We start from the raw sequence: 24,015 nt of genomic DNA, 5'->3' as shown, positions 1-24,015 counted from the left end.
CGACTCTACTCACCTTGCAGGTCTGGTTCCGGCGGCACGCTGACGATTGTTTCGCCCAGCAAAAAGTCGATGGCGGCCTCAAGCTGCGTATCTTCCAACTCTTCACCTTCGGCGGGTTCTGGTAAGGGGATAAAGTAATCTGGCGTTAGACCAATTTGGTCAATCGAAGATTCTTCTGGGGTAAGCCACTCAGCAATGGTGACGCGCACACCGCCATCATTAGACAAGGTGTGCCACGTTTGCACCGTGCCCTTGCCAAAAGAAATTTGCCCAATGATGATCCCACGCCCGCGATCCTGAATTGCCCCCGCCAAAACCTCAGAGGCGCTAGCACTCCCTTCGTCAATGAGCACGACCATGGGGATGTCCTGGGCCAGGCCGTCGTTGTCTACTTCAAACGGCCGTGTTTCACCATCACCAAATTGCTCCACCAGCACCAGCCCCTCGTCCAAAAATTGGTCGGCAATTTCCACGGTTGTGTCCAGCGAGCCGCCAGGGTTGCGTCGTAGATCCAAAATAAGCCCAGATGGATTTTCTGCTAACAGGTCTGAAAGCAATTCATCCAATTCTTCATCAGTGTTGTTGCCAAACCGGCTTAACCGCACATAGGCAATGCCTTCTTCCAAAATTTCACCCCGCACCGTTGCCAGTTTGATCACATCCCGCACGATGTCGATGTTGAGCAGCTCGCCGTCTCGCTCTACGACAAGGCTCACAGTGGTGCCAGCCGGGCCGCGCACCAGGGCGGCTGCTTCGGTCACATCCATGCCGGTGAGTACAACACCGTCTGCCTCGCGCAATATATCGCCGGGCTGAATGCCAGCGGCTTGTGCTGGAGAGCCATCAATGGGTGTTACGACAGTAATTGCGCCATCGACATCCTCCACCTCCGCACCAATGCCCTGAAATTCGCCATCCATAGACTCTTGGGCAGCTTGCTGATCTTGGGGGGAAAGGTAGCGGGTATGCGGGTCGTCAAGGGTAGCTAACATACCGTCAATTGCGCCTTCAATTAGAATTGTGTCATCAACCGGCTGACGCAAATATCGTTCATGAACCAGTTCCCACACTTCCCAAAATGGCTCAAACTGTTCGCCGCCGCCAGAAACGGCCGTTTCTCTAAAAAGCTGGATCGGGGCGTTAGGGGACTGCCCGATGAGGTAGCCAGTGGAAAAAATAATGATGGCGCCGATAAAGGTAAAAAAATAACCGACGATGGTGCGAGAATTCATGAAAAGCTCCAGTTGTTGAATTTTCCCTCTATTATAAGATCAATTTATTAAAGTGCGGTTGACGTAGGTTTAACACTGGCTGAACGACGAACGGCCGTTGTTTCCTCAGTTGGTTGCCCCCTTGCTGTTTGATACAATATGGGCATGTCCAACCAGCGGATTCGCACCATTTATACCATCTCATTGGTCATTCTAGATGCCCTGTTGGTAGCAGTTGCGTTTGTGCTGGCGTACCAGCTACGGGCGCAAATTGATTGGCCAGAGCCTCTAGCTGTGAATGTGCCCCTAACGGCTTACAGCGGCTTGCTGGTTGTGCAGGTGATTTCGGTGGTTGTTGCTCTGTTCTTCTACCGACTTTACTACATCCCCCGTGCAGTTTCACGCGTCGATCAATTGTATTATGTATTTGCGGCCGTTTCCATTGGGACGTTGGTTGCCGTAGCCGTCTCTACCTTTTTATTCAAAAATGATCGGGTCATTCTAGACTATCCGCGGGCGATGATCATTTATGCCTGGGTATTGGCCATCATCCTGCTGTTGTTGGGCCGCTTGGCGCACCAAATGCTGCGTACAGCGTTGCGCCACCGGGGTTGGGGCAAAGATCGTGTGATTGTGGTGGGCACGGGCGATATGGCCCAAGTGGTTGTTCAGCGAATCTTGCGCTCACCTTATCTGGGGTATGAGCTGCTGGGCGTGGTGAATGGGGTTGAAAACGGCCGTGAGGTTGGTGGTGTGCCCGTGTTGGGTAGCCCGGAAGATTTGCCAACGCTGATCGATAATTTGGGCCTGGATGAAGTCATCATTGCTATGCCAGAGAAGGGGCATCGGGAAACCGTGCGGGTTATTTCTTACTGTGAACGTGGGCGTGTTTCCATCAAAATCTTCCCCGATGTTTTCCAATTTGTCACCTCTCAGGCCAGTATTGATGAATTAGGCGGCCTGCCGCTGCTTTCGGTGCGGGATTATTCCTTGCGTGGCTACCTACTCATTTTCAAGCGGCTAATGGATTTTATGGGATCGGCCTTAGGCTTGGTGCTGCTGTCGCCGCTCATGCTGCTCATTGCCGTAGCCATCAAGCTGGAATCGCCCGGGCCAGTCTTTTTTGTGCAGGAGCGGATGGGCCTAGATGCTAAACCGTTCCGCATGATCAAATTCCGTTCAATGCGCCGGGATGCGGAACGCGATGGTCCTGGCTGGACGACAGATAACGACCCGCGCCAAACGAAGCTAGGAACGTTGATTCGTAAAATTGAGGCAGATGAATTGCCTAATTTGATCAATGTGCTGCTGGGCGAAATGAGTCTTGTCGGCCCACGGCCAGAGCAAGCGCATTATGTTGATGAGTTTCGCCAAACAGTGCCGCGTTACATGGATCGGCATCAGGAGAAAGGCGGCATGACGGGCTGGGCACAGGTCAATGGCCTACGGGGCGATACCTCCATTGCGGAACGCACCAAGTATGATTTGTGGTATATGGAAAATTGGTCCATCTTGCTGGATATCAAGATTATTTTGCGCACCTTTTGGCAAATTGTGGAACGCAAAAGCCGCAAAGAGCCGTTGCCGGAACCTTTGCAAGAAATACGGCCGTCTGAAACCACATCTGCCACCTCTCAAGATTAGCACTCTCCCCCTCGATCTAACATTGTTCTTATTTGACGCTCGCCAAGCGGCATGTTATGATATTTGAAGTACCTCATTAGCACTCAATTAACAAGAGTGCTAAATATTTTTAGAAAAATGAGACTAGCGGTGTTATGTGCAAACCCTAGTCTCATTGTCCGTAAAGGCACAGTATGTTTGCAACGCTCACCGAACGACAAGAGAAAATCCTGGGATTGGTTGTGCGTACATATGTTGAAACGGGTCAGCCCGTTGGCTCAAAAACATTGGTTAACCGGTATGAGCTGGGCGTTAGCTCGGCCACTGTGCGCAATGAGCTGGCTGCTCTGGATGAGATGGGCTATTTGGTGCAGCTTCACACCTCTGCGGGGCGTATTCCCACCGAAGTGGGGTACAGGTATTTTGTGCAAAAATTGTTGGGTGAATTCCGCTTACCAGTACATGAACAGCAGATGATTCGCCACCAGTTTCACCAGGCGCGTCTGGATTTAGACCAGTGGATGCGGCTGGCGGCCGCCATTTTGGCGCGCACTTCTTTGGGTGCCAGTTTTGTAACAGCGCCTCGCCCGCGATCTAATCGCTTTAAACATTTGCAGCTCATTTCTACCCAGGGGCGACTGGTGTTGATGATTTTGGTGCTTTATGGCGGTGAAGTGAAGCAGCAGATGCTGACGTTGGCAGAACCAATCTCTCAAGCTCGCTTAAGTGCAGCGGCCGACAGGATGAATGGGCTGCTGGTTGATGCTAACTACGAAGAAGCGGTTGCCCGATTAGGACATCTGGATGAATTGGAAGCAGATGTTGCCAAGCTGACGCTGGATATTTTGCGCCGCTCAGATAACCGTACCATCACAGATATTTATCGGGATGGCTTGATGAATATTGTGGACGATGAAGGAACGCGCCAAGCTGTGCGTGTTCTGGAGGAGCGTACATTGCTGGCAAATGTGCTGGCAGAAACACAAACCTCCCAGGATGGCGTGCAGGTCGTTATCGGTGGCGACGGCCGTTGGGAAGAGCTAAAAGATTGCTCCATTATTTTGTCCCGTTACGGTGTTGCCGATCAATTTAGCGGCACGGTGGCGGTCATTGGCCCGACGCGTATGTCATACGGCCGTAACGTCGCTGCCGTGCAATATGTAGCCAACCTGATGAGCGGCTTTGTTTACGACTATTATTTGGAAGACCCCGAACGAAAAGAATCTGCATAACGAGGTAAGACCAGTGAGTGAAGAAAAAGTAGCAGAAGAAATTCAAGAGGATGCTGCCGATGTAGAAGCGGCAGACAATGGGCAAGCAGTAGCAGAATCTGTTGAAGATGTTACAGAGCAGGTACTGCCAACCCTTGAAGAGCAATTAGCAGCGGCCGAGGCAGAAGCTGCTGACTTTAAGGATCGCTGGATGCGCAGCCAGGCTGAATTTGCCAACGCCCGCAAGCGGATGGAGAAGCAGCGACTGGATACGTACACCAATGCCACGGCCAGCGTTATAGAAAAGCTGCTGCCGGTCGTAGATGACTTTGAGCGGGCAATGGAAAGTCTGCCGGAGGATATTCGCGAACATAGCTGGCTAGAGGGTATTCAGCTAGTGCAGCGCAAGCTGTCGGCCACGCTAGAAAACTTTAACGTTACGGCTATTGAGGCCATTGGGGAGCCATTCGACCCGAATTTGCATGAGGCAATTACCCAGGAACCCACGGATGAATTTGAGAGTGGGGCGGTATGCCGCGTGCTGCAAACTGGATACAAAATAGGTGATCGTGTAATACGGCCGTCTCTCGTTGTCGTAGCTGCATAACCAAAAACAGAAAACAAGGAATATTAAAAATGGGCAAAATAATTGGAATCGATTTAGGAACCACAAACTCAGTTGCGGCTGTAATGGAAGGCGGCGAACCGGTCGTGATCTCCAGTGCCGAAGGCGGCCGTACTTTTCCGTCCATCGTCGCTATCAACGCCAAAACCGGGGAACGACTGGTAGGGCAGGTTGCCAAACGGCAAGCGGTTATCAACCCACTGAACACCGTTTTCTCTGTAAAGCGTTTCATGGGGCGAAAATTTGATGACCCCGTGGTGCAAAAAGCGTTGAAGTATTCCCCTTACGAAGTCCGCAAGGCACCAAATGGCGATGTGCGTGTCGTAATGAACGAACGCGAATACTCACCGCCAGAAGTTTCGGCAATGGTTTTGCAAAAAATCAAGGCAGATGCCGAAGCATATTTGGGTCAGCCCGTGAGCCAAGCCGTTATTACCGTGCCAGCTTACTTTAACGACAGCCAGCGTCAAGCAACCAAAGACGCCGGTAAAATTGCGGGCTTAGAAGTATTGCGCATTGTCAACGAGCCAACTGCTTCCTCTTTAGCTTACGGCCTGGGCAGCGATGTTGATGAACTGATTGCGGTTTACGACTTGGGCGGCGGTACGTTTGACATTTCCATATTGGAAGTTGGTGATGGCGTATTTGAAGTGAAATCCACCAATGGTGACACTTTCTTGGGTGGTGATGACTTCGACCAGAAGATTATTGATTGGGCAGCCGAGCAGTTCAAGATGGATCAGGGTATCGATTTGCGTGACGATCGTCAGGCTCTCCAGCGTTTGCGCGAGGCGGCTGAAAAGGCCAAGATTGAACTGTCTACTACCATGCAGACCGAGCTGAATTTACCCTACATCACGGCCGATGCGTCTGGTCCTAAGCATTTGAACCTTACTTTGTCGCGCGCAAAATTTGACCAGCTCACCGATGAACTGGTCAAACGGTCCATTGAACCCTGCCGGCAGGCTTTAAAAGATGCTGGGGTCTCGAAGGGCGATATTACACAAGTAGTGTTGGTAGGCGGTATGACGCGCGTGCCAGCCATTCAAGAAGCTGTTCGCCAATTCTTTGGCAAAGACCCACACAAGGGCGTGAATCCTGATGAGGTTGTTGGCATCGGTGCTGCCATCCAGGCAGGTGTCTTGGGCGGGGATGTGAAAGATGTGCTGCTGCTTGATGTAACCCCATTGACCCTGAGCATCGAAACATTGGGTGGTGTGGCGACGCCGCTCATCGAGCGTAACACGACGATTCCAACTAAGAAAAGCCAGGTATTCTCTACCGCTTCCGACAGCCAGACCCAGGTGGAGATTCACGTAACCCAGGGTGAGCGGCAGATGGCGGCTGACAATAAGAGCCTGGGCAAGTTTATTTTGGACGGGATTCCCCCGGCACCGCGTGGCGTGCCGCAGATTGAAGTAACGTTTGATATCAACGCAGACGGTATTTTGAACGTAACGGCCGCAGACAAAGCAACTGGCAAACAACAGGCTATGCAGATCATTCCATCCAGCGGTTTGTCTGACACCGAAATTGAGAAAATGGTGCAGGATGCAGAATCCCATGCGGCTGAAGATGAGGCGCGTCGGCAAGAGGTAGAATCGCGCAACAAGGCAGATTCGGCCGTTTACTCTGCTGAGAAGTTCTTAGCAGAAAATGGCGAGCAAATTCCTGAGGCATCCAAAGCAGCTATTCAAAGCCAGGTAGATGCTGTGAAGGAGATTTTACAGGGGAACGGGGATGCGACTGCTTTAGAAACGGCCGTTACTAACCTGCAAAACGTCCTTAATGAAGCGGGCGCAGCCATGTACCAACAACAGCAGCAAAGCCAGCCTGGCCCGGAGGGGCCAGCAGCCAATGGCGGCCCCTCCGCTGAAGGCGAAGATGATGAAGATGTCATCGAAGGCGAATTCAGCGACGCATAATTAGCAAGATTAGGGATTGGAGATTAGGCACTTTCTAATCTCCAATCTGCATTTTCCTGGGTCATTCTGATACCAAAGGAACCGTATGGCCACACAAAGAGACTTTTATGATGTACTGGGAGTAGGCCGCAGTGCATCGAAAGATGAAATCAAAAAAGCGTACCGGAAATTAGCGCGGCAATATCATCCAGACGTTAACAAAGAAGCAAGTGCGGAGGAAAAGTTCAAAGAAGTCCAACGCGCCTATGAAATATTGTCGGATGAGCAAAAGCGGAATATGTATGACACGTATGGCCATGCGGGTGTAGAAAATGGTGCTGGTGGCTTTAGCGGCGGTTTTGAGGGCGGCTTTGGCAATATCAGCGACATTTTTGAAGAGCTATTTAATGCCGGATTTGGCGGCAGTCGTCGGCGACGCCGTGGCCCGCGGCGCGGTGCCGATTTACGTGCCGATTTGACAATCACCTTTGAAGAAGCGGTGTTTGGGGTCGACAAAGAAGTTGAAATTCGCCGCCCAGAAATATGCTCCGTTTGTCATGGCAATGGTGCAAAACCGGGCAGCAGCCCCATTGCTTGCACCACCTGTAATGGCTCTGGTGAAGTGCGCCGTGTGCAGCAATCTATCTTGGGTTCTTTTGTTAACGTGACAACCTGTTCTACTTGCCAGGGAACTGGTGAACTCATTCCCGAACCTTGCGAAAATTGCCGAGGACAGAAGCAAGTGATGGAAGTACGTAATCTGAATGTTAAGGTGCCACCTGGCGTTGACAGCGACACGCAAATTCGCTTAACCGGTGAGGGTGCTCCTGGCCAGGATGGTGGCCCGCCAGGAAACTTGTTTGTGGTGATTGATGTGAAGCCGCATGAGTTTTTCAAGCGGCGTGGTGAAGATATTTATCTTGATTTGCATATCAACGTGGCACAGGCAGCTCTGGGGGACAGCATCATGGTGCCAACATTAGATGGTGAGGAGCCTTTGGATATTCCGGCAGGGACGCAGCCAGGTAAAGTATTCCGCATGCGGAGCAAAGGCGTGCCCCGGCTAGATCGGTCTGGACGCGGTGCGCCCATGGGGCGGGGGGATCAGCATGTGCTGATTCAGGTGGCTGTGCCTACGAAGCTGACCGAGGAGCAAGAAGAGTTGTTTATGCAGCTTTCTCGCACGCTTGGCAAGGAAGTCGTACCGCGTGGTGAACGGGGCATTTGGGATCAGCTACGCAATGCGCTTGGTTTTTAGCTAGATGAGTGCCACTTACTGGCTTGAGGTCAGCGTTATAACCGACGGGGAGGGAGCTGAAGCTGTGGCGGAAGTGCTACGGCCGTTTGCCCATAATGACGGCGTGGTTTTAGAACAGCTAGGCGATGAATCTAACCCGGCTCATGATGCGTTGGAAACGGCCGTTACCGTCAAAATCTATCTTCCAGAAAGTGAAGATACACCGCAGCAACGGCAGCGCATTGAGGAAATTCTTTACCACATGGGTCGCTTGTACCCACTACCTCCACCTACTTTCCGCAAGCTAAAAGATGAAGATTGGGCCAATGCTTGGAAAGCCCATTATCACCCATTTCGTATAGGCAGCAGGATATGGATTCAACCAAGCTGGATTGAAGCTAGACCGCAAGCTGACACCGGTGATTTTGCCCAACCTGATGATGTTGTGCTGGTGCTTGATCCGGGCATGGCGTTCGGTACCGGGCTGCACCCCACAACGCAAATGTGCCTACAAGCATTGGAAAACGTTGTGCAGCCAGACTATTCTGTACTGGATGTAGGGACAGGATCAGGAATTTTGTCTATTGCCGCAGCCAAATTGGGGGCAGGGCGGGTCCGTGCGTTCGACACCGATGCATTGGCAGTAAAAACGACGCACAGCAATGCCGCTCAAAATGATATTGACGGTATTCATATCCATCAAGGCGTCTTGGCCGATGTGCCGCTAACAAAATGGGATGTTGTTGTTGTCAATATTTTAGCGCATGTGATTGTGACCCTACTTGAGAAGGATCGCTTGTTGGATTACGTTGCACTAGACGGGAAGCTGATTTTGAGTGGGGTTATTGAGGAGCAGCTAGAGGCGGTGGAAACGGCCGTTACCCAAGCCGGTGGCCAAGTTACTGAAAAGATTCAGGTACGAGACTGGATTTGCCTCAGTGTTACTCCAAAACCGACGTAAACACACGCAACTAATAAAAACGCCCCGGCATTGCCAGGGCGTTCGCTATTTATTGTTGTTCGGATAAACTGAAAGTATTAACGGGCTCGATTGCGATGATACCGGTAGGTAATCCGCCCTCGATCCAGATCGTACGGGGTCATTTCAACGCGAACGCGGTCGCCTAGCAAAATGCGAATATAATATTTGCGCATTCTGCCAGAAAGATACGCTAGCACCTTATGCCCGTTGTCCAATTCAACTGTAAATTGGGTGTTGGGGAGTAGCTCGGTAACTGTACCTTCTACTTCCAGTTTGTCGTCTTTAGCCATAAAATTCCTTCTCTTGGCAAATCATTGCTAGATTTACCAGATTGTCGCGTTAGCCACTGTGGCTAACTTTCATCTTCATCTGTTTCAGAGTCTTCAGGTTCGGGTTTGGCCGTTTCGGCTTCTTCCTCGCTGCTCTCTTCAACTTCGTTACCTTCTGGTTCAGGTTCGGGTTCGGCCGTTTCGGCTTCATCTTCGCTGTTTTCTTCGTTACTTTCTTCTGCAACCGGTTCCGCAGATTCCTCTGCTACTGGCTCATCAGATTCAACATCCGCTTCAACTTCTGTCTCAGCTTCTGCTTCCATCTCAGGTTCGGTAGAAACGGACGTTTCCTCTTCAGGCTCGTCAGCTTCTTCCTCCACTTCGCGCGTGGCCATCCATTCAATTTGCTCGCTGGCACTTACCTGCCGCAAGCTCAAACCAATGCGCTGGCGATTAGAGTCGATGCTCACAATACGCAGCAGGTGCGTTTCGCCTTCATTGACAACCTCACTCGCATTGTCCACCTGGCTGCGTGAAAGCTGTGAAACGTGCAACAGCCCTTCTACGCCAGGCTCAATTTCGGCAAATGCACCATAATCTACAATGCGGGTAATAGTACCCTCTACCAATTGATTCTCATGGTAACGCTTGTTTACTGTGCTCCACGGATTTTCTAGCAACCGTTTACGGCTTAGGCTGATGCGCTGTGAATCGGCATTGATATTGAGCACGTACACTTCAATCTCATCGCCAACCTTCACAACTTCACGTGGGTGAGCAATTCGATACCAGGCCAGTTCAGAAATATGAACCAGGCCGTCGGCACCGCCTAAATCAACAAAGATACCGAAATCACGCAATCCGCTGACACGACCTGTAAGCACATCCCCTTCATTGAGGTCTTGAAGCAGCTCTTTCTTACGTTGATCTTCCCACTCTTTTTGGGCATCACGCTGAGAGAAGACCAGCCGTCGCCGCCGCCGATCGACCTCGATAACCTTTACCGGGATTTTTTCGCCGCGCAGCTTGGCCAATTTTTGCTGCCGCTGTCGGTCGTTTAGGCCACGTGATAACTCGCTGAGATGTGATGCGGGGACAAAGCCACGTAAACGGCCGAATGGAATAATGGCGCCACCTTTGTTGTAGCCAATTACTTCCCCTTCCATAATATCGCCGCTTTCCATCAACGCTTCGGCATCAATCCAATCTTGATTGAGCTGTGCCAGGTGAATAGATACCAACAGGCTATCTGGGGCATCTGTGTTGGTGACATAGATGGAAATTTCATCATTGATTTGTAAGGCTTCACGTTCTTCAGGTTCCAGCTTGCTCAAATCGGAAGATGGGACCAAGCCGTCACGCTTCAAACCAAGGTCTACAATGACACCCTGCGGCGTAACAGCCACAATAATGCCCTTGCGTATGTCACCAACCTGGGGTTGTTCGTAATCATGTTGGTCTAGAAATTCTTCCATAAAATTTGAATCTTCATTGCTCATACGAGTTTCATCTCTTCAAAAATAAAGGGTTTATTGTAGGTCATTATAAATGAAAAATCGACCTAGGCGCAATTTCTTTGCGAGGCATAGGCCGATAAAAAATTCTCTATCAAATTGTCGTTTACGACGCGTTATTCATGGATTGGTCTGCCAAGAAACAGGCAAAGCCTTTGACGAAATACGTACAGGTGAGTCACCACACTTGTGTCCTTTTCTGACTCGATACGCACTCTACAGAATGTGCAATTGTAAAGCGACTTAATTCGGAAAATCAGCCAATATACCCAGAGACGGGATTATAACGGTTAGGGATAGGGTTGTCAATTAGGTGACGACTAGGTGACAGGTAAAATTTTTAGCTGCGTTGGCAATCGGTTGAATGTTGGTAAGATAAAGTTGTGAGAAAAATCACGAAGGTAAAATGAGGTTTTTATGACTGTTTTAGAGGCAATCGAAGTGACCAAACAGTACAGCATGGGCGAAGTAACGGTTGATGCTTTGCAGAAGGTTTCTTTTATGGTGCGCAAGGGCGAATTTGTGGCGGTGATGGGGCCATCTGGGTCTGGTAAGAGTACCCTGCTGCATTTGCTAGGGGGTCTGGATGAGCCAACATCTGGGGAAATTGCTTTGGCAGGCCACACAATCACGCATCTTTCGGATGATGAAGTGACGGTCGTGCGGCGGCGTAAGGTGGGTTTCATTTTTCAATTTTACAATCTGGTGCCGACGTTGACGGCCGCAGAAAATGTGGGCTTGCCGCTGTTAATTGACGGGCAGCGCATTGAGAAATACCGGCAGAAGATTGACAGCTTGCTGGAGATGGTTGGTTTAGCCGACCGGCTTGATCACAAGCCAGACCAGATGAGTGGAGGGCAGCAGCAACGGGTTGCGATTGCCCGTGCCTTTGTAAATGATCCCGAGATTGTTTTGGCTGACGAGCCAACGGGCAACCTGGATTCTAAATCTGGAACGGCGATTTTGGAGTTGCTCCGAGAGAGTGCAGAGGTGCTTGAGCAGACGATTGTGATGGTGACCCACGATCCAAGGGCAGCGAGCTACGCAGACAGGGTGGTGTTTTTGAAAGACGGCCGTATCGAACAAAACCTCCCCATTCAGGCCAAATCGGGGGCAAATGATGACATCCGCAACATCATGCAGGTGATGCGGGAGCTGGAGCTATAAAGGGGAGATTGGAGGCTGGAGATTTATGTTCGCCAATCTCCAATCTCTAATTTCCGATCTCCCTACACGATTATGTTTCAACTATTCGGACGTCAACTGAGCCTCCCTTGGCTAATGGTGCTGCGCAATTTGCGGGCGCGCTGGGTGCGCACCGTGCTAACGGCCGCAGGCATTGTGGTTGGTGTGGCGGCAATGGTGGCTGTCAGTGCGACCAACAACAGCACAATCAGTTCCATCAACCGCTTTTTTGACGAGGCGGCCGGGCAAAGTGATTTGGTGGTACAAACGGCCGCTGCTGGTGAGAGGTTCGACGAATCAGTTTTGGCAACGGTGAGGCGGTATCCAGGTGTAGTGACGGCCGCGCCGGGGATTGTGGGTGTGACGATTCCTGCTGATGAGGCGGACGGCTGGGAGGAGCAGTACGGCGCAGGCGGCAACATTGTGCCGGGAACTAACTTCTGGCTGATGGGGCGGGATTTGGGAGCCGATGAGGGGATTCATAGCTACAGTTTGGTAGACGGCCGTCTGCTCAACCCCAACGAAACTGCTTATAACATGATGCTGGTAGAAGAGTACGCCGAGGAAAAAGGGATCGAAGTCGGGGATGATTTTGCCATCCTCACGCCCACCAGCGGTGTGGTGGAACTGCGCGTGGTGGGGCTGATTGCCAAAGAGGAGATTGGCATTAGCAACGAGGGGGTGTTGGGGATTACGGCCGTTCCCGTGGTGCAAGAACTGTTTGGGGCAGCGGGCGACATTGACCAAATTGAACTGGTTGTTGACGACGAAATTAGCAGCAGCACGGCCGAACTGGATACGTTCCGGGAGGCGTTGGCGGCGCGGCTGGGGCCGGAATTTGAGGTGAAGCGGCCTGCCTCACGCGGCGAGCTGGTGACGGACAGCCTGGCCAGCTACCAGCAGGGTCTCAACTTTTTTAGCGTGGTGAGCCTGTTTGTCGGTTCCTTCCTCATCTACAACGCTTTTGCCATGACGGTGGTGGAGCGCACGCGCGAGATTGGGATGTTGCGGGCCGTAGGCACCACGCAGCGGCAAATCATCAAAATTGTGCTGACCGAGGCATTGCTGCTGGGCGTGGCTGGCTCGGTGTTGGGGGTTGGTTTTGGCCTGCTGCTGGCGCGTGGACTGGTCATCACAATGGGCAATTTTGCCGGGCAAACGGTGAACGAGGTGGCGGCCACGCCCCAAAGTATGCTGATTTCTATTTTTGTGGGCGTGTTGGTAACGCTGGCAGCGGCGACCATCCCGGCGTTACAGGCGGCACGGATTTCGCCCTTGCAGGCATTGCGGGTGCAGGGCAATGTAGATGAACGCAGGTGGCTCACGTTGGGTCTTAAGTTTGGCCCGCTGACGGTAGTGGCCGCGATTTTGGTGCTGTATTACGTGCCCTTCCGCCAATCTGTGGCGTTTTACATTGGCAGCAGCATGATTTTTGTGCTGCTGCTGGGGGCGACACTCTGTATTCCGGTATTGGCCAATGGCTTGGAGTGGGTGATACGGCCGTTCACCATTTTCCTCTTTGGCAATGAGGGGCGGTTGGGCAGCAGCAACATCAACCGGGCGCGGGGGCGCACTGCGCTGACGGTAGCGGCGCTGATGGTGGGGATTAGCATGGTAGTGGGGATTAATGGCCTGACCAACAGCTTTGAGCAGGACATTGAACAATGGTTGAATAGCGCGTTGGGGGGCGATCTGTTTGTGCGCTCCCCCCTGCCGATGCAGCCAGATTTGGCAGCTCGCTTATTGGCTTTGCCGGAGGTAACGGCCGTAACCTCATCCCGCATCGTCTCTTCCCGCCTGCTCACCGAGGCTGGAGATGATGAATTTTCCCTCTTTGTGGGCATCGATCCGGAAACGTACGAGACCGTGCGCGATTTGCGCATTCAGGAGGGGCCAGATTTGCCGGAGCTGATGGCCCGGCTGCGCCAGGGCGATGCGCTGTACGTCGGAGCGGACGTGGCCAACAAGTTTGCTCTGGCGGTGGGGGATGTAGTGACGCTAGAAACGCGGCGCGGGCGGCGCGACTTCGAAATTGTGGCCATCGTGATGGATTTTGGCGCGGGGGAAACGCCGTCCGTTACCGGGTCGCAGGGGGACATGCGGCGTTACTTTGGCGTCAACGACGTGAGCAGCTTTGCCGTTGCGCTCGCCGATGGCACAGAGCTTGAGGCGGTGGCCGACATCATCGAAAACCAGATTGGGCGGGGGCAAAATTTGGCGGTGGAGGGCAAAGCGTCATTCGAGGAGAAGATTCGGGCCATCAGCGCCGAGGCGTTCAGCCTGTTCGACGTGTTGGGGCTGATTGGTCTGGTAGTGGCGGCTTTGGGTGTCATCAACACGATGCTGATGAATGTGCTGGAGCGCACCCGCGAACTGGGTGGCTTACGCAGCTTGGGCATGAGCCGCCGCCAAGTGAGACGCATGATTTTGGCTGAGGCCACGACGATGGGCTTCATCGGGGCGGTGTTTGGCGTAGGCTTTGGTGCCGTGCTGTCTGACGTGTTCATCATTGGCCTGCGCTCAATTGGGGGCTTTGTGATTGAGTCGCAGGTGCCGATAGTCCCGATGATTTACAGTTTTTTCCTGGCGTATTTAGTGGCGTTGCTGGCGGCATGGTATCCGGCGGTGCGGGCCAGTCGGGTCAACATCATTTCCGCGATTAAAAATGAATGATCTTGAGTTTATAGGTTACCATCGAAAAGTAGCTCGATATTATACAAATACCTCCTTTGGGGACTGACTTCTCCCCCCATACATGGCAAGATAATAGCAGCATTACCCAGCCCAGCCTAAAAATTGGAGGCAAGTAACATGCCGGTTCAACAAATAGATACGGCCGTTCATAGAGAAGTCATTCAAAAACTTTCGGAAAAACTAAAGGCTAACTATGTTTTTCCCGATGTCGCTGAACAAATTTGTGTGCGCTTGCAAAAGCAGTTGGACAATGGCGATTATGCCCATCTTACGAATGGCAAGCACTTTGCATACACATTGACCAAGCTCTTGCAATCCGTCAATCAAGATGAACATCTATGGGTCAGATGGCATCCAGACCCGTTGCCCGATGATGAAGGGTCATTGTTGCGAAATGAAGAGAGGATTGTTGCGCTTCGTGAACAAGCCCGATTAGAGAATTATGGCATTCATAAAGTTGAAAGATTGGCGGGAAATGTGGGGTGTGTGGATATTCGTTACTTTTATCGGCCGTCGTTGGGAAGTGGGGAAACGGCCGTTTCCGCTATGAACTTTCTTACCCATACCAACGCACTTGTCATCGACCTGCGCCAATGTCGGGGTGGCAATCCAGGCATGGTTGCCCTCATCAGCAGCTATTTCTTTGATGGCGAACCCACCCACCTCAACAGCCTTTACTGGCGCGATGAAGATTTTACCCAGCAATATTGGACATTGCCTTATGTTCCCGGCCAACGTTATGGTGACAAGCCTGTTTATCTATTAACCAGCCCAACCACATTCTCTGCCGGAGAGGAATTCGCCTACAATTTACAAACTCGGCAACGAGCAACGTTGATTGGTGAAGCAGCGGGTGGTGCGGCGCATCCCGGTTCGCCTTTTTGCTTGCATCCCCATTTTGAAGCGTTCATCCCGTTAGGCAAAGCCATTAACCCCATCACCAATGACAATTGGGAAGGGCGTGGCGTTATCCCAGACATTGCTATCACTCCAGAGAAGGCATTGTCAGCGGCATACCGTTTAGCGTTGGGATCTATCATAGAAAGCATTGGCAAACCATTATCCCACCCTCTTGCAAAGTTATTGGACGAAGCACAGGCGGCTCTTGCAAAAATAGACGTTCATTCTGAGTGAGGAGCATCATAATGATCTATTCAATCAAAAACAAAGATTCTGAAAAAATCCGGCATCTTTTCCGTTCATTGGAAACTTTCCAGCCAATGTGTACGGCCGTTCTAGATGGCATCTGGCCGGGCATGATATGGGTGGATAATCCCGATGTTGCTCGGTCAGCCCTCCTGATTACTTTTTTAAGCGGCGGCGGAGCAGCCTGGTGTTTCCTCGCTGGGGAACCAGGCAACTGCGAATTCAATATCGCACTCAATAAAGCTATCTTCGAAGACAAAATTACCGGTCAGGAAGTGGAAACATTTCTCTTCACCTGCCACCCAGAGGACTGGGGCGGGCAGTTGGTGGTTGTTGGCTCCCCACGGCAGCCCGCGCCCATGGCTCGGCGGCATTATATTTGTCGCGAGCTGACTTACGATTGGAGGGGAAATATCCCTGATGGATATGCTGCCTACCCCCTGGAATCCAGTTTACTCCAACAGAAGGGATTACAAATTCCCAACCAATTGAAAGAAACGCTCGGTAAATGGGAGTCCATCCAAAACGAACAACTACAAGATTATGGCTTCATCATCATCCACGATGATCAGGTCGTCTCTTGGGCTACAGTGGATTTTATCAGTTCTGGTTCCGGCGATCTGGGTTTCGAGACGGATATTGAACATCGCCGGTGCGGTCTAGGAACCGTGGTTGCTGCTGCTGCGCTTGAATATGGCCTCGCGCATGGGTTGAGTACAATCCATTGGACTTGTGCCGCTGATAATATAGGTTCATTGCGCACGGCTGAAAAATTGGGGCTTGAACATGACAGCGACTATACAATTTTTTTATTTGCTCTCGATGAGGGGAATCACCTGGCCCAATTGGCGTATTCTCACCTGACACGGGGCGAATATCAGACGGCCGTTGACCGCTACGAAGAACTTTTTGCCCAACAAAAGGGATAAAAATACGTTATCACTCTCTTTAATTGGAATATGAGGTTGGGTTATAATGTTCTTGTGAAAACAAGAATTTTGCGGACGAAACTGTATATTCCGCCGCCCAAACCTGCTCTCATTCCTCGACTCCATCTTATCGAACAGCTAAATGATGGTCTGGCGCGGAAGCTGATTGTTGTCTCCGCGCCAGCCGGCTTTGGTAAAACCACGTTGATCGCGGAATGGGGTGGAGTTCTGGTGGCGTCACAGGCTTCTCGTTCGGCATCTCACGAACCGAAATTAGCCTGGCTCTCGCTTGATCAGAGGGATAATGATCTCGGACGTTTCTTGGCATACTTCGTTGCTGCGCTGCAAACCATCAAGCCAGTCTTGGGAATTGATGCTCTGCGAATGGTGGAGACAGTGCCACTGCAAGCAACGTCTGTCGAGTCTGTTTTGGTTAGCCTGGTTAATGAGATTGCCGCCGAAACGGCCGTTTTTGCCCTGGTTCTGGATGATTATCATCTGATTGATAATCCAGAAGTCCACGATGCCATCGCTTTTCTTATTGAGCATTTGCCACCGCCCCCCACCGGCATGACGCTTATCATCGCCAGTCGCACTGATCCGCCTCTGCCCCTGCCCCGTTGGCGTGTTCGTGGCGAGTTGGTTGAACTGCGGTCGGCTGATTTGGCTTTTTCGGTGGCAGAAACGGCCGTTTTCCTGCACAATGCCACAGGATTGCCACTCTCAGAAATAGAAGTTAGCTCTCTTACAAACCGCACCGAGGGCTGGATCGCCGGTCTGCAAATGGCCGCCCTATCCATGCAAAAACGCGCCCCGGAAACAGTACCTGAATTCATCCGCTCTTTCACCGGCAGCCATCATTACATCTTAGACTACCTGACCGAAGAAGTCCTGCGCCAGCAGCCAGAGCAGATTCGCACCTTCTTATTAAGAACATCCATTTTAGAGCGATTAAACGCGTCATTGTGCAATGCCGTCACGGGAGAAAACAATGGGCGGACGATATTGGCCCAGTTAGAGCAAGCCAACCTGTTCCTTATCCCGCTAGACGACGAACGTCGTTGGTATCGGTACCATCATCTTTTTGCCGACTTGCTGCGTAGCCGACTGACGCAAACCCAATCTGCGCAAATTCCCATTTTGCACCGGCGTGCAAGCGAGTGGTATGAAAGCCAGGAGCAGATTGTTGAAGCGGTAGGATACGCCCTGGAAGCTGGTGATGTTGATAGGATTGAATATTTAGTTGCCGGAAACATCCTGAGCATTATGTATCATGGTGACCTGGCGATCATGACCCGTTGGCTCGAAGCCTTGCCCAATGAGATCATGCGCTCCCGCCCCCGTCTTTGTGTCGCTTATGCTTGGGTATTGGCATTTGCTGGCCAATTTGATGACATTGAGCCTGTACTACAAAATGTGGAACACGTATTGGCTAGCCCCAGTGAATCTGACCATACTGCTTGGGAACCTTCTTTTTTGCGACACACAGAAGGTCAAATCAAAGCCGTTCGCGCTTACGTCACGGCATTCACGGGGAGTATGTCTTGTGCTTCCAAGCTAGCCCGTCAGGCTCTTGAAGACTTGCCTAAAACTGATTTGGCTATGCGTGGTTGTGCTGCGTTGATACTAGGCTGTGCGCTGCGCCATCAAGGCGATTTTTCGGAGGCGGAAAAAATATTTGCCGAGGCCGTTGCTATTAGCCGCATGGCAGGCAACATACATTTTAAGGTTGACGTGCTTTGGGAACAAGCTGTATTGCAGTTGGCGCAAGGGCAGTTGCGTAAAGCAATGGCTACCTGTGAAGAAGCGTTGCAAATTGCCGACTGGCACACCAAGGAGAGTGGACAGCAATTACAGGTCACAGGATACATCTATACCTTGATGAGCTACGTGCTGCGTGAGTGGAATGAGTTGGAAACAGCTCTGCACTATGCCCAAGAAGGGATTGAGCGATGCCAGCGATGGGGGCAAGCAGATGCCTTGGTGCAAGGGTACTTTTATTTGGCTGATGTGCTCTATGCCGTTGGGCGGATGGATGAGGCCTTAAACGCGCTCCAAAAAGTCAGGCACGTGGCGAACAGCCTGGGTCGTTGGTACAGTGTCACTTTTGGGGAAAGGGAAGCGCGGATTCGATTAGCTAAGGGTGACATGACGGCGGCAACCCGCTGGGTAGAAGAAAGCGGGTTGGATACCTATGCTGAACCGAGCATCGGATACCGTAACAGCTACCTGGCACTGGCCGAAATTCTCATGGTTCAAGGACGGTTAGGCGATGCCTGGAATTTGCTGGAGCGGTTGTTACCAATTGTAGAGGCAGCTGGGGCAATGGGAGCTGTTCTTGCTGTTCTCATCCTCCAAGCATTGTTATTACAAATGCAAGGCAGGAGTGACCAGGCTTTGGCACTCTTAGAGCATGCCCTTCTCCTAGCCGAGCCAGAAGGATATGTTCGCGTTTTCATTGGCAAAGGCACTCCGATGGGTAACTTATTACGGCAGGCGGTTGCTCGCAGCATTGCGGTGGGTTTCGCTAGCCGCCTTTTGGCCGAACTTGGGGCAAACGTGACGGGCGATCCAGTCACTCAGTTTAAGGCAGCGGCACATGAGGCACTTGTAGAGCCGTTGAGCCAACGCGAGTTGGAGGTGCTGCATTTATTGGCTGCCGGACTGCCAAATAAAGGGATTGCAAAAACATTGGTAATTGCCGTTAGCACTGTTAAAAAGCACCTGAAAAACATCTACCAAAAGCTCAACGTCCACAGTCGAACTGAAGCCATTGCTCGTGCCCGCGAGTTGGGCATTCTCAATAATTTATAATCCGCTTTCAGTAAGCTGAAACCCAAAGAGATACAGGTTCCGGTTTTCTGATTACTCCCTCCGTATTCTCCCTCAAATACCCCCTTTGGGGACTGACACCATCCTGGTTTGGCAGGCACAATGTAAGAAAATTGTGGAGCAGCATATGTCAGCCAACGCTAATTTTGATCTTAACTTGACTAGTCCGGCCAGTTACCAAATTAAGGTGAAGGGAGAATTGGATGCGCGTTGGGGGGTATGGTTTGAGGGGATGGAGATAACGGCCGTTTCTAACATAACCATCCTCTCCGGCACAGTGGTGGACCAGACCGCCCTCCACAGTTTGCTCACAAAAATACGTGATTTGGGACTGCCCTTGATCTCTGTCAATCTTGTAAGCGCAGAAACCACAGTGGAGTAAAATGTGATGCGCAAGCGAAAAAAATTTCTACGGTTTTTGGGGATTGCGGTACTGATTTTGTTGGTAAGTGGCGGAGTTTGGCGCTGGCAATCAGCCCCGCCCCGCAAACCTGACTCCATCCCATTGGATGACTACAGTTACACAATAGCATATGCCGAATATCGAATCGAACGGTTGATGAAGCAATATCATTTGCCCAGCACGGCCGTTTCCCTCATCGACGACCAAACCATCATTTGGCAGGAAGCATTTGGGCTGGCCAACATCGCAGGAGAGATTCCCGCTACCCCCGACACTCTCTACAAAATGTACTCCATTGCTAAAGTGTTCACCGCTATCGAAATGATGCGGCTGGTGGAAGAGGGGTTGGTTGACCTGGACGCGCCCATCACCGACTACCTGCCGGAATTCTCCATCCATAGTCGCTTTCCCGACAACCATCCTATTACCGTCCGGGCCATTTTGGCGCACCACGCTGGACTGCCGCGTAATGGATGTACGGCCGTAACCTGGTATGGCGGCGACGTCATGGAGGAGCTTGCCGCATCGCTGGCGAATTGTCAGATGACATTCCCCGTGGGCGTCCATTATAAATATAGCAACATCGGTTCCAACGTTTTGGGGGCAATTATACAAAACGTGCGCGGCAAGCCATTTCCTTATTACATGGAAGATGAGTTGTTAATGCCTGTTGGCATGCAAAATAGTGCCTTTCTCACTGCCGATTTGCCCGCCCAGAACAATGAGATTGCCGTAGGCTACGAATATGTCGAAGGGGACTACTACCCAATCGAACAAGGCGACCATGTTATGCTGGCATCGGGTAATATGTATGCCACGCTGGCCGATATGACCACATTTGCCCAATTTATTTTGGGCGATGGGACGGCCAATGGCACACAAATCATCAAGCCAGAAACGCTCCACCAGATGGGCGAAGACCAATATTCGCGCCCGCAAGACCCGCAGCCGATGGGGCTGGGCTGGAAAACGGCGCAGGTATTTGGTGCCGAACGGCTCATTTGGCATGATGGCGGCGCATCCGAGGGGGTAGGGTCGCTGATTGCCTTGCTCCCGGAGCGGAAATTGGGCGTTGTCCTGCTTGCCAATGAAAACAGTTTTGAAGGAAGCGTTTCGGTTTTCTTAGCCCTCGATCTATTAGCACAAATGATGGAGGCCAAATATGGTCTCATCCCCTCAGAATATGTCGCTCCAGAGCCAATCGACATTGACCTACCCTTGCTGGCCGCATATGAAGGCAAATACGTCGCTTGGGGACAGGCATTGCCTGTTTCCTTAAACGGTGACCGGCTACAACTGGATTTTCAGGGCATCAAACTCAATTTGATTCCCGTGAGCCAAACCAAATTCCAAGTCGAGCATTGGCTATTGCGCCTGCCATTGGAAGAATATTTCTTGCTTCCTGTTGAGCTGGGGCCGTTGCGTGAAATGGAGGTTGAATTTCAGCCAGGAGATGAATCGAGTGATGATATCATGATCCTCAACTTTTCTGGTGTTGCCTACGAAATTTGTCCCAAATACCCTGAAATTACCAACATTCCAGCGTTGTGGCAGGCACTTGCGGGCGAGTATGAATTATTCCGCCGTTTGCCGTCGGGCGGCGTAGGGAGTGAGGTGTTTGGGCATGATGCGATTCGTATTGAAGATGGTATTTTGCGAATGCCAGGCGTCATTGGCCCGATTATTCCGATCAGCGAGACAGAGATTGTTATTTTGAGCGGCTCGTTTGCCGGAGAGTTGATGGAATATGATCCAGATTCAGGCGCACTTTACCATCAGTGGGTTGTTTATAAGCCAGCCGAATCGTAAATACCCCGTTTGGGGACTGACACCTGATCTGATAAGCAGTAAGCTAATTCTAAATGAGGAGGAATAGAAAAATGATTACAGAATATACCATTACGTATGTAGAAAAACCGGAAGAATCCGCCTGGGGCATTATCGGGCGCGGCCTGCATGCGTACAACGAAAAACAAGCCGGTGACCAAAAATTTCAACGCCTTTGCTATGTTGTACAGTCGCCGGACGAGAAGATTGTTGGCGGTGTGATTGCTGAATTGTACTGGGATTGGGCGTACATTGATCTGATGTGGATCGAGGAAGGCCTGCGTGGTCAAGGATATGGGCATCGGCTTTTAACGCAAGTTGAGGACGAAGCGCGGAAACGAGGTGCAAAGCAAGTTTATCTGGATACGTTCAGCTTCCAAGTGCCCGATTTCTACAAACAACACGGCTACCAGGTTCTGGCTGAACTGCAAGATTTTCCGGTTGGGCATCAGCGTTATTTTATGAGTAAGCCGCTGTAATGTCGGCGATGTTTTCGCATAGGCAAGCCATTTAGTACCTTTCCGAACATTGGCCACAGAGTTCACAGAGAGCTTAGAGGCAGAGGTTCATTTCTCAGAATACTCTTTTTCCTACTTCGACTTCGCTCAGTACAAGCCTGTGGCTTTTGCGGATAGATTCTTAGGAGAAATATGATGATTGAGTACCGTTCGCCAACGGCCGTATCTCCGCTATCAGGCAAGGCAAAAACCATCGCTGTTGCGATTTGTCTGTTGCTGGGTGGAACGGCCGTATTCATCTGCGGCAATCCATACTATCGGGTCTTTGCCACCAATTGGAACCAAACGTATTACATTGCGTTGGCTGCAACCTTCTTGGTGGGTGCGTTTATTCTCAGGCGAAATCACTCTTTAGCCCGTTATGGAACGGCCGTTAATGCACTCTTCATTGCGGCAGCGGCCCTAGTCTCTTTGAAAACGGGCCTGATCCGCCTGCATCACAGCAGCATGCCGCCTATGCAAAATCTGGCGTTGGACAAGCTCTCGCAATTTATGCTGATTACCCCGATTTTGCTAGGGTTGACGTGGCTAGCGGGTGATAATTGGGCTTCAATTTTCATCAAACTGGGCAATTGGAAGCGCAGCCTGCGGTTTGGCTTGCTTTGGTTTTTCATTTTTGCCGCGGTTGGGTTGGCCATTCAGCTATGGGCGATGGACGCGGCGTCGATATGGCCGACCGTTCCCTATCAGCTACTCTACATTTTTGCCAATGCGACGATGGAAGAGTTGTGGTTTCGAGGAATATTCTTGCGAAAATATGCTGTGCTGATTGGCAGAACGGGGGCAATTTTGGTAACGGCCGTTATCTTCGGTGCCTCCCATATCAGTGCGACTTATTATTTCCCTGGCGGGGGCGTCATCTTCGGTTTGGTTGTATTCGCCTTAGGCGTTGTCGGTGCCCACGCCATGCTCAAGGATGATAGCTTGATTGGCCCCATTCTTTTCCACGCCGGGTACGATATCATGATCATCGTCCCGGTTATCAATTCTATGTAGGGTCTCTATGAATAAAGTGATGGGAGGGGTTAGACGGCCGTTACCACATTCCGCAACTCTCCCACACCTTCCACAATTGAAGTCAGCACATCGCCAGGACGCAAAAACTGGGGCGGGGTGCGAGCTGCGCCCACGCCGTCTGGCGTGCCGGTGGCGATGATGTCGCCGGGCAGCAGCGTCATGCCGCGCGAGAGGTAGGCGATGGTGGTGGGGATGTCGAAAATCATGTGGCGGGTGTTGCTGGCCTGCATATCTTTACCATTTACCAGGCAACGAATTTCCAAATCATGTGAGTTGGGCACCTCGTCACGGGTGACAATCCACGGCCCTGTTGGGCAGCAGCCGTCTAAACTTTTGCCTTTGAAGAATTGCTTTCCCTGCCGCTGCAAATCGCGGGCGGTGACGTCGTTGAGGACGGTGTAGCCAAAAACAAACTTCATCGCTTGCTCAGCAGGAATGTTTTTGCCCTGCTTGCCGATGATGATAGCTAGCTCCACTTCGTAATCCATTTTTTCAGAGACGTTCGGGTCGAAGGGGATGGGATCGGTGGGGCCGGAAACGCTGGTGGTGGCTTTGGTAAATATGACGGGGAATTTAGGCAGTTCCACCGGTTCATCTTGGGTGGTTTGCATTTCTCGGGCGTGGTCGGCGTAATTTTTGCCTAGGCACATGACGTTGCGGCGCGGCAGCAGCGGAGCCAGCAGCTTCACATCTTTGAGGGGAATGCGCTGGCTGCGATTGGCGTGGTGGGCAATCATCGCCATCCCTTCATTGCTGAGATTGATCACCGCCTGCATGGAGGGGGCCACGCCGGAGAGGTCAATCAGTTCATTGTCTACAACGAGGCCGATTTGGGGAGAACGGCCGTTTGCTTCATAGCGGGCAAATTTCAAGGTGATCTCCTACAGG

At 51.5% G+C, this 24,015-nt stretch carries 19 protein-coding genes; 15 read left to right on the top strand and 4 right to left on the bottom strand.

Annotated features, from left to right (window positions below):
* Window positions 1-5: 5 nt before the first annotated feature.
* Entirely contained in the window at window positions 6-1,232 is a 1,227-nt protein-coding gene (locus tag ACOQPU_RS07875; protein WP_420644575.1) for a S41 family peptidase, read from the bottom strand.
* 144 nt (window positions 1,233-1,376) lie between these two features.
* Between ACOQPU_RS07875 and ACOQPU_RS07870 the strand changes: the two genes are divergently transcribed.
* The 6 genes from ACOQPU_RS07870 (at window position 1,377) to prmA (ending at window position 8,772) form a co-directional block, all read left to right on the top strand.
* The gene (locus tag ACOQPU_RS07870; protein WP_420644574.1) at window positions 1,377-2,855 is read left to right on the top strand and encodes an undecaprenyl-phosphate glucose phosphotransferase; all 1,479 of its coding nucleotides are present in this window, start codon (window positions 1,377-1,379) and stop codon (window positions 2,853-2,855) included.
* A gap of 173 nt (window positions 2,856-3,028) precedes the next feature.
* On the top strand, window positions 3,029-4,066 hold the full coding sequence (gene hrcA / locus ACOQPU_RS07865) for a heat-inducible transcriptional repressor HrcA (RefSeq protein WP_420644573.1): 1,038 nt from the start codon (window positions 3,029-3,031) through the stop codon (window positions 4,064-4,066).
* Window positions 4,067-4,079: 13 nt separating this feature from the next.
* Window positions 4,080-4,652, top strand: coding sequence for a nucleotide exchange factor GrpE (grpE, locus tag ACOQPU_RS07860; protein WP_420644572.1), 573 nt, complete (start codon window positions 4,080-4,082; stop codon window positions 4,650-4,652).
* A 29-nt stretch (window positions 4,653-4,681) separates the two neighbouring features.
* On the top strand, window positions 4,682-6,595 hold the full coding sequence (gene dnaK / locus ACOQPU_RS07855; RefSeq protein ID WP_420644571.1) for a molecular chaperone DnaK: 1,914 nt from the start codon (window positions 4,682-4,684) through the stop codon (window positions 6,593-6,595).
* Window positions 6,596-6,680: 85 nt separating this feature from the next.
* The gene (dnaJ, locus tag ACOQPU_RS07850; RefSeq protein ID WP_420644570.1) at window positions 6,681-7,832 is read left to right on the top strand and encodes a molecular chaperone DnaJ; all 1,152 of its coding nucleotides are present in this window, start codon (window positions 6,681-6,683) and stop codon (window positions 7,830-7,832) included.
* A gap of 4 nt (window positions 7,833-7,836) precedes the next feature.
* The gene (gene prmA, locus ACOQPU_RS07845) at window positions 7,837-8,772 is read left to right on the top strand and encodes a 50S ribosomal protein L11 methyltransferase (RefSeq protein ID WP_420644569.1); all 936 of its coding nucleotides are present in this window, start codon (window positions 7,837-7,839) and stop codon (window positions 8,770-8,772) included.
* A 77-nt stretch (window positions 8,773-8,849) separates the two neighbouring features.
* Here the strand turns inward: prmA and infA are convergent, their stop codons facing one another.
* Together infA and ACOQPU_RS07835 are read right to left on the bottom strand one after the other, a co-directional pair.
* Entirely contained in the window at window positions 8,850-9,083 is a 234-nt protein-coding gene (gene infA / locus ACOQPU_RS07840) for a translation initiation factor IF-1 (protein ID WP_420631620.1), read from the bottom strand.
* Between the two features lie 62 nt (window positions 9,084-9,145).
* On the bottom strand, window positions 9,146-10,561 hold the full coding sequence (locus ACOQPU_RS07835) for a 30S ribosomal protein S1 (RefSeq protein ID WP_420644568.1): 1,416 nt from the start codon (window positions 10,559-10,561) through the stop codon (window positions 9,146-9,148).
* A 432-nt stretch (window positions 10,562-10,993) separates the two neighbouring features.
* On the opposite strand from ACOQPU_RS07835, the gene ACOQPU_RS07830 reads away from it, so the two are divergent.
* The 9 genes from ACOQPU_RS07830 to ACOQPU_RS07790 all read left to right on the top strand — a co-directional run bounded on the left by ACOQPU_RS07830 (window position 10,994) and on the right by ACOQPU_RS07790 (window position 23,106).
* The gene (locus tag ACOQPU_RS07830) at window positions 10,994-11,743 is read left to right on the top strand and encodes an ABC transporter ATP-binding protein (RefSeq protein WP_420644567.1); all 750 of its coding nucleotides are present in this window, start codon (window positions 10,994-10,996) and stop codon (window positions 11,741-11,743) included.
* Window positions 11,744-11,815: 72 nt separating this feature from the next.
* Window positions 11,816-14,434, top strand: coding sequence for an ABC transporter permease (locus ACOQPU_RS07825; RefSeq protein ID WP_420644566.1), 2,619 nt, complete (start codon window positions 11,816-11,818; stop codon window positions 14,432-14,434).
* Between the two features lie 138 nt (window positions 14,435-14,572).
* The gene (locus ACOQPU_RS07820) at window positions 14,573-15,589 is read left to right on the top strand and encodes a S41 family peptidase (RefSeq protein ID WP_420644565.1); all 1,017 of its coding nucleotides are present in this window, start codon (window positions 14,573-14,575) and stop codon (window positions 15,587-15,589) included.
* Window positions 15,590-15,600: 11 nt separating this feature from the next.
* Window positions 15,601-16,530 (top strand): GNAT family N-acetyltransferase, encoded by a 930-nt coding sequence (locus tag ACOQPU_RS07815; protein ID WP_420644564.1) that lies wholly within the window; start codon window positions 15,601-15,603, stop codon window positions 16,528-16,530.
* 54 nt (window positions 16,531-16,584) lie between these two features.
* Window positions 16,585-19,344 (top strand): LuxR C-terminal-related transcriptional regulator, encoded by a 2,760-nt coding sequence (locus tag ACOQPU_RS07810; RefSeq protein ID WP_420644563.1) that lies wholly within the window; start codon window positions 16,585-16,587, stop codon window positions 19,342-19,344.
* A 145-nt stretch (window positions 19,345-19,489) separates the two neighbouring features.
* A complete protein-coding gene (locus ACOQPU_RS07805) occupies window positions 19,490-19,744 on the top strand; it encodes a hypothetical protein (protein ID WP_420644562.1) in 255 nt (84 codons plus the stop codon).
* Between the two features lie 6 nt (window positions 19,745-19,750).
* Entirely contained in the window at window positions 19,751-21,574 is a 1,824-nt protein-coding gene (locus ACOQPU_RS07800) for a serine hydrolase domain-containing protein (RefSeq protein WP_420644561.1), read from the top strand.
* 71 nt (window positions 21,575-21,645) lie between these two features.
* Window positions 21,646-22,071, top strand: a complete 426-nt coding sequence (locus ACOQPU_RS07795) for a GNAT family N-acetyltransferase (protein ID WP_420644560.1) — start codon at window positions 21,646-21,648, stop codon at window positions 22,069-22,071.
* Window positions 22,072-22,242: 171 nt separating this feature from the next.
* Window positions 22,243-23,106, top strand: a complete 864-nt coding sequence (locus ACOQPU_RS07790; RefSeq protein WP_420644559.1) for a CPBP family intramembrane glutamic endopeptidase — start codon at window positions 22,243-22,245, stop codon at window positions 23,104-23,106.
* A gap of 29 nt (window positions 23,107-23,135) precedes the next feature.
* On the opposite strand, the gene ACOQPU_RS07785 is transcribed toward ACOQPU_RS07790, so the two are convergent.
* A complete protein-coding gene (locus ACOQPU_RS07785; RefSeq protein WP_420644558.1) occupies window positions 23,136-23,999 on the bottom strand; it encodes a fumarylacetoacetate hydrolase family protein in 864 nt (287 codons plus the stop codon).
* Window positions 24,000-24,015 lie beyond the last annotated feature (16 nt).

The sequence above is a fragment of the Candidatus Leptofilum sp. genome, from assembly GCF_965223285.1.
Lineage (GTDB): Bacteria > Chloroflexota > Anaerolineae > Promineifilales > Promineifilaceae > Leptofilum.
This window is presented reverse-complemented; position numbering and strand designations above follow the sequence as displayed.

Excerpts from the sequence above, each read along its gene's own strand:
- ACOQPU_RS07875 (WP_420644575.1), bottom strand. The coding sequence starts at position 1,232 with ATGAATTCTCGCACCATCGTCGGTTATTTTTTTACCTTTATCGGCGCC.
- ACOQPU_RS07870 (WP_420644574.1), top strand. The coding sequence starts at position 1,377 with ATGTCCAACCAGCGGATTCGCACCATTTATACCATCTCATTGGTCATT.
- hrcA (WP_420644573.1), top strand. The coding sequence starts at position 3,029 with ATGTTTGCAACGCTCACCGAACGACAAGAGAAAATCCTGGGATTGGTT.
- dnaK (WP_420644571.1), top strand. The coding sequence starts at position 4,682 with ATGGGCAAAATAATTGGAATCGATTTAGGAACCACAAACTCAGTTGCG.
- dnaJ (WP_420644570.1), top strand. The coding sequence starts at position 6,681 with ATGGCCACACAAAGAGACTTTTATGATGTACTGGGAGTAGGCCGCAGT.
- prmA (WP_420644569.1), top strand. The coding sequence starts at position 7,837 with ATGAGTGCCACTTACTGGCTTGAGGTCAGCGTTATAACCGACGGGGAG.
- infA (WP_420631620.1), bottom strand. The coding sequence starts at position 9,083 with ATGGCTAAAGACGACAAACTGGAAGTAGAAGGTACAGTTACCGAGCTA.
- ACOQPU_RS07835 (WP_420644568.1), bottom strand. The coding sequence starts at position 10,561 with ATGAGCAATGAAGATTCAAATTTTATGGAAGAATTTCTAGACCAACAT.
- ACOQPU_RS07830 (WP_420644567.1), top strand. The coding sequence starts at position 10,994 with ATGACTGTTTTAGAGGCAATCGAAGTGACCAAACAGTACAGCATGGGC.
- ACOQPU_RS07825 (WP_420644566.1), top strand. The coding sequence starts at position 11,816 with ATGTTTCAACTATTCGGACGTCAACTGAGCCTCCCTTGGCTAATGGTG.
- ACOQPU_RS07820 (WP_420644565.1), top strand. The coding sequence starts at position 14,573 with ATGCCGGTTCAACAAATAGATACGGCCGTTCATAGAGAAGTCATTCAA.
- ACOQPU_RS07815 (WP_420644564.1), top strand. The coding sequence starts at position 15,601 with ATGATCTATTCAATCAAAAACAAAGATTCTGAAAAAATCCGGCATCTT.
- ACOQPU_RS07805 (WP_420644562.1), top strand. The coding sequence starts at position 19,490 with ATGTCAGCCAACGCTAATTTTGATCTTAACTTGACTAGTCCGGCCAGT.
- ACOQPU_RS07800 (WP_420644561.1), top strand. The coding sequence starts at position 19,751 with ATGCGCAAGCGAAAAAAATTTCTACGGTTTTTGGGGATTGCGGTACTG.
- ACOQPU_RS07795 (WP_420644560.1), top strand. The coding sequence starts at position 21,646 with ATGATTACAGAATATACCATTACGTATGTAGAAAAACCGGAAGAATCC.
- ACOQPU_RS07790 (WP_420644559.1), top strand. The coding sequence starts at position 22,243 with ATGATGATTGAGTACCGTTCGCCAACGGCCGTATCTCCGCTATCAGGC.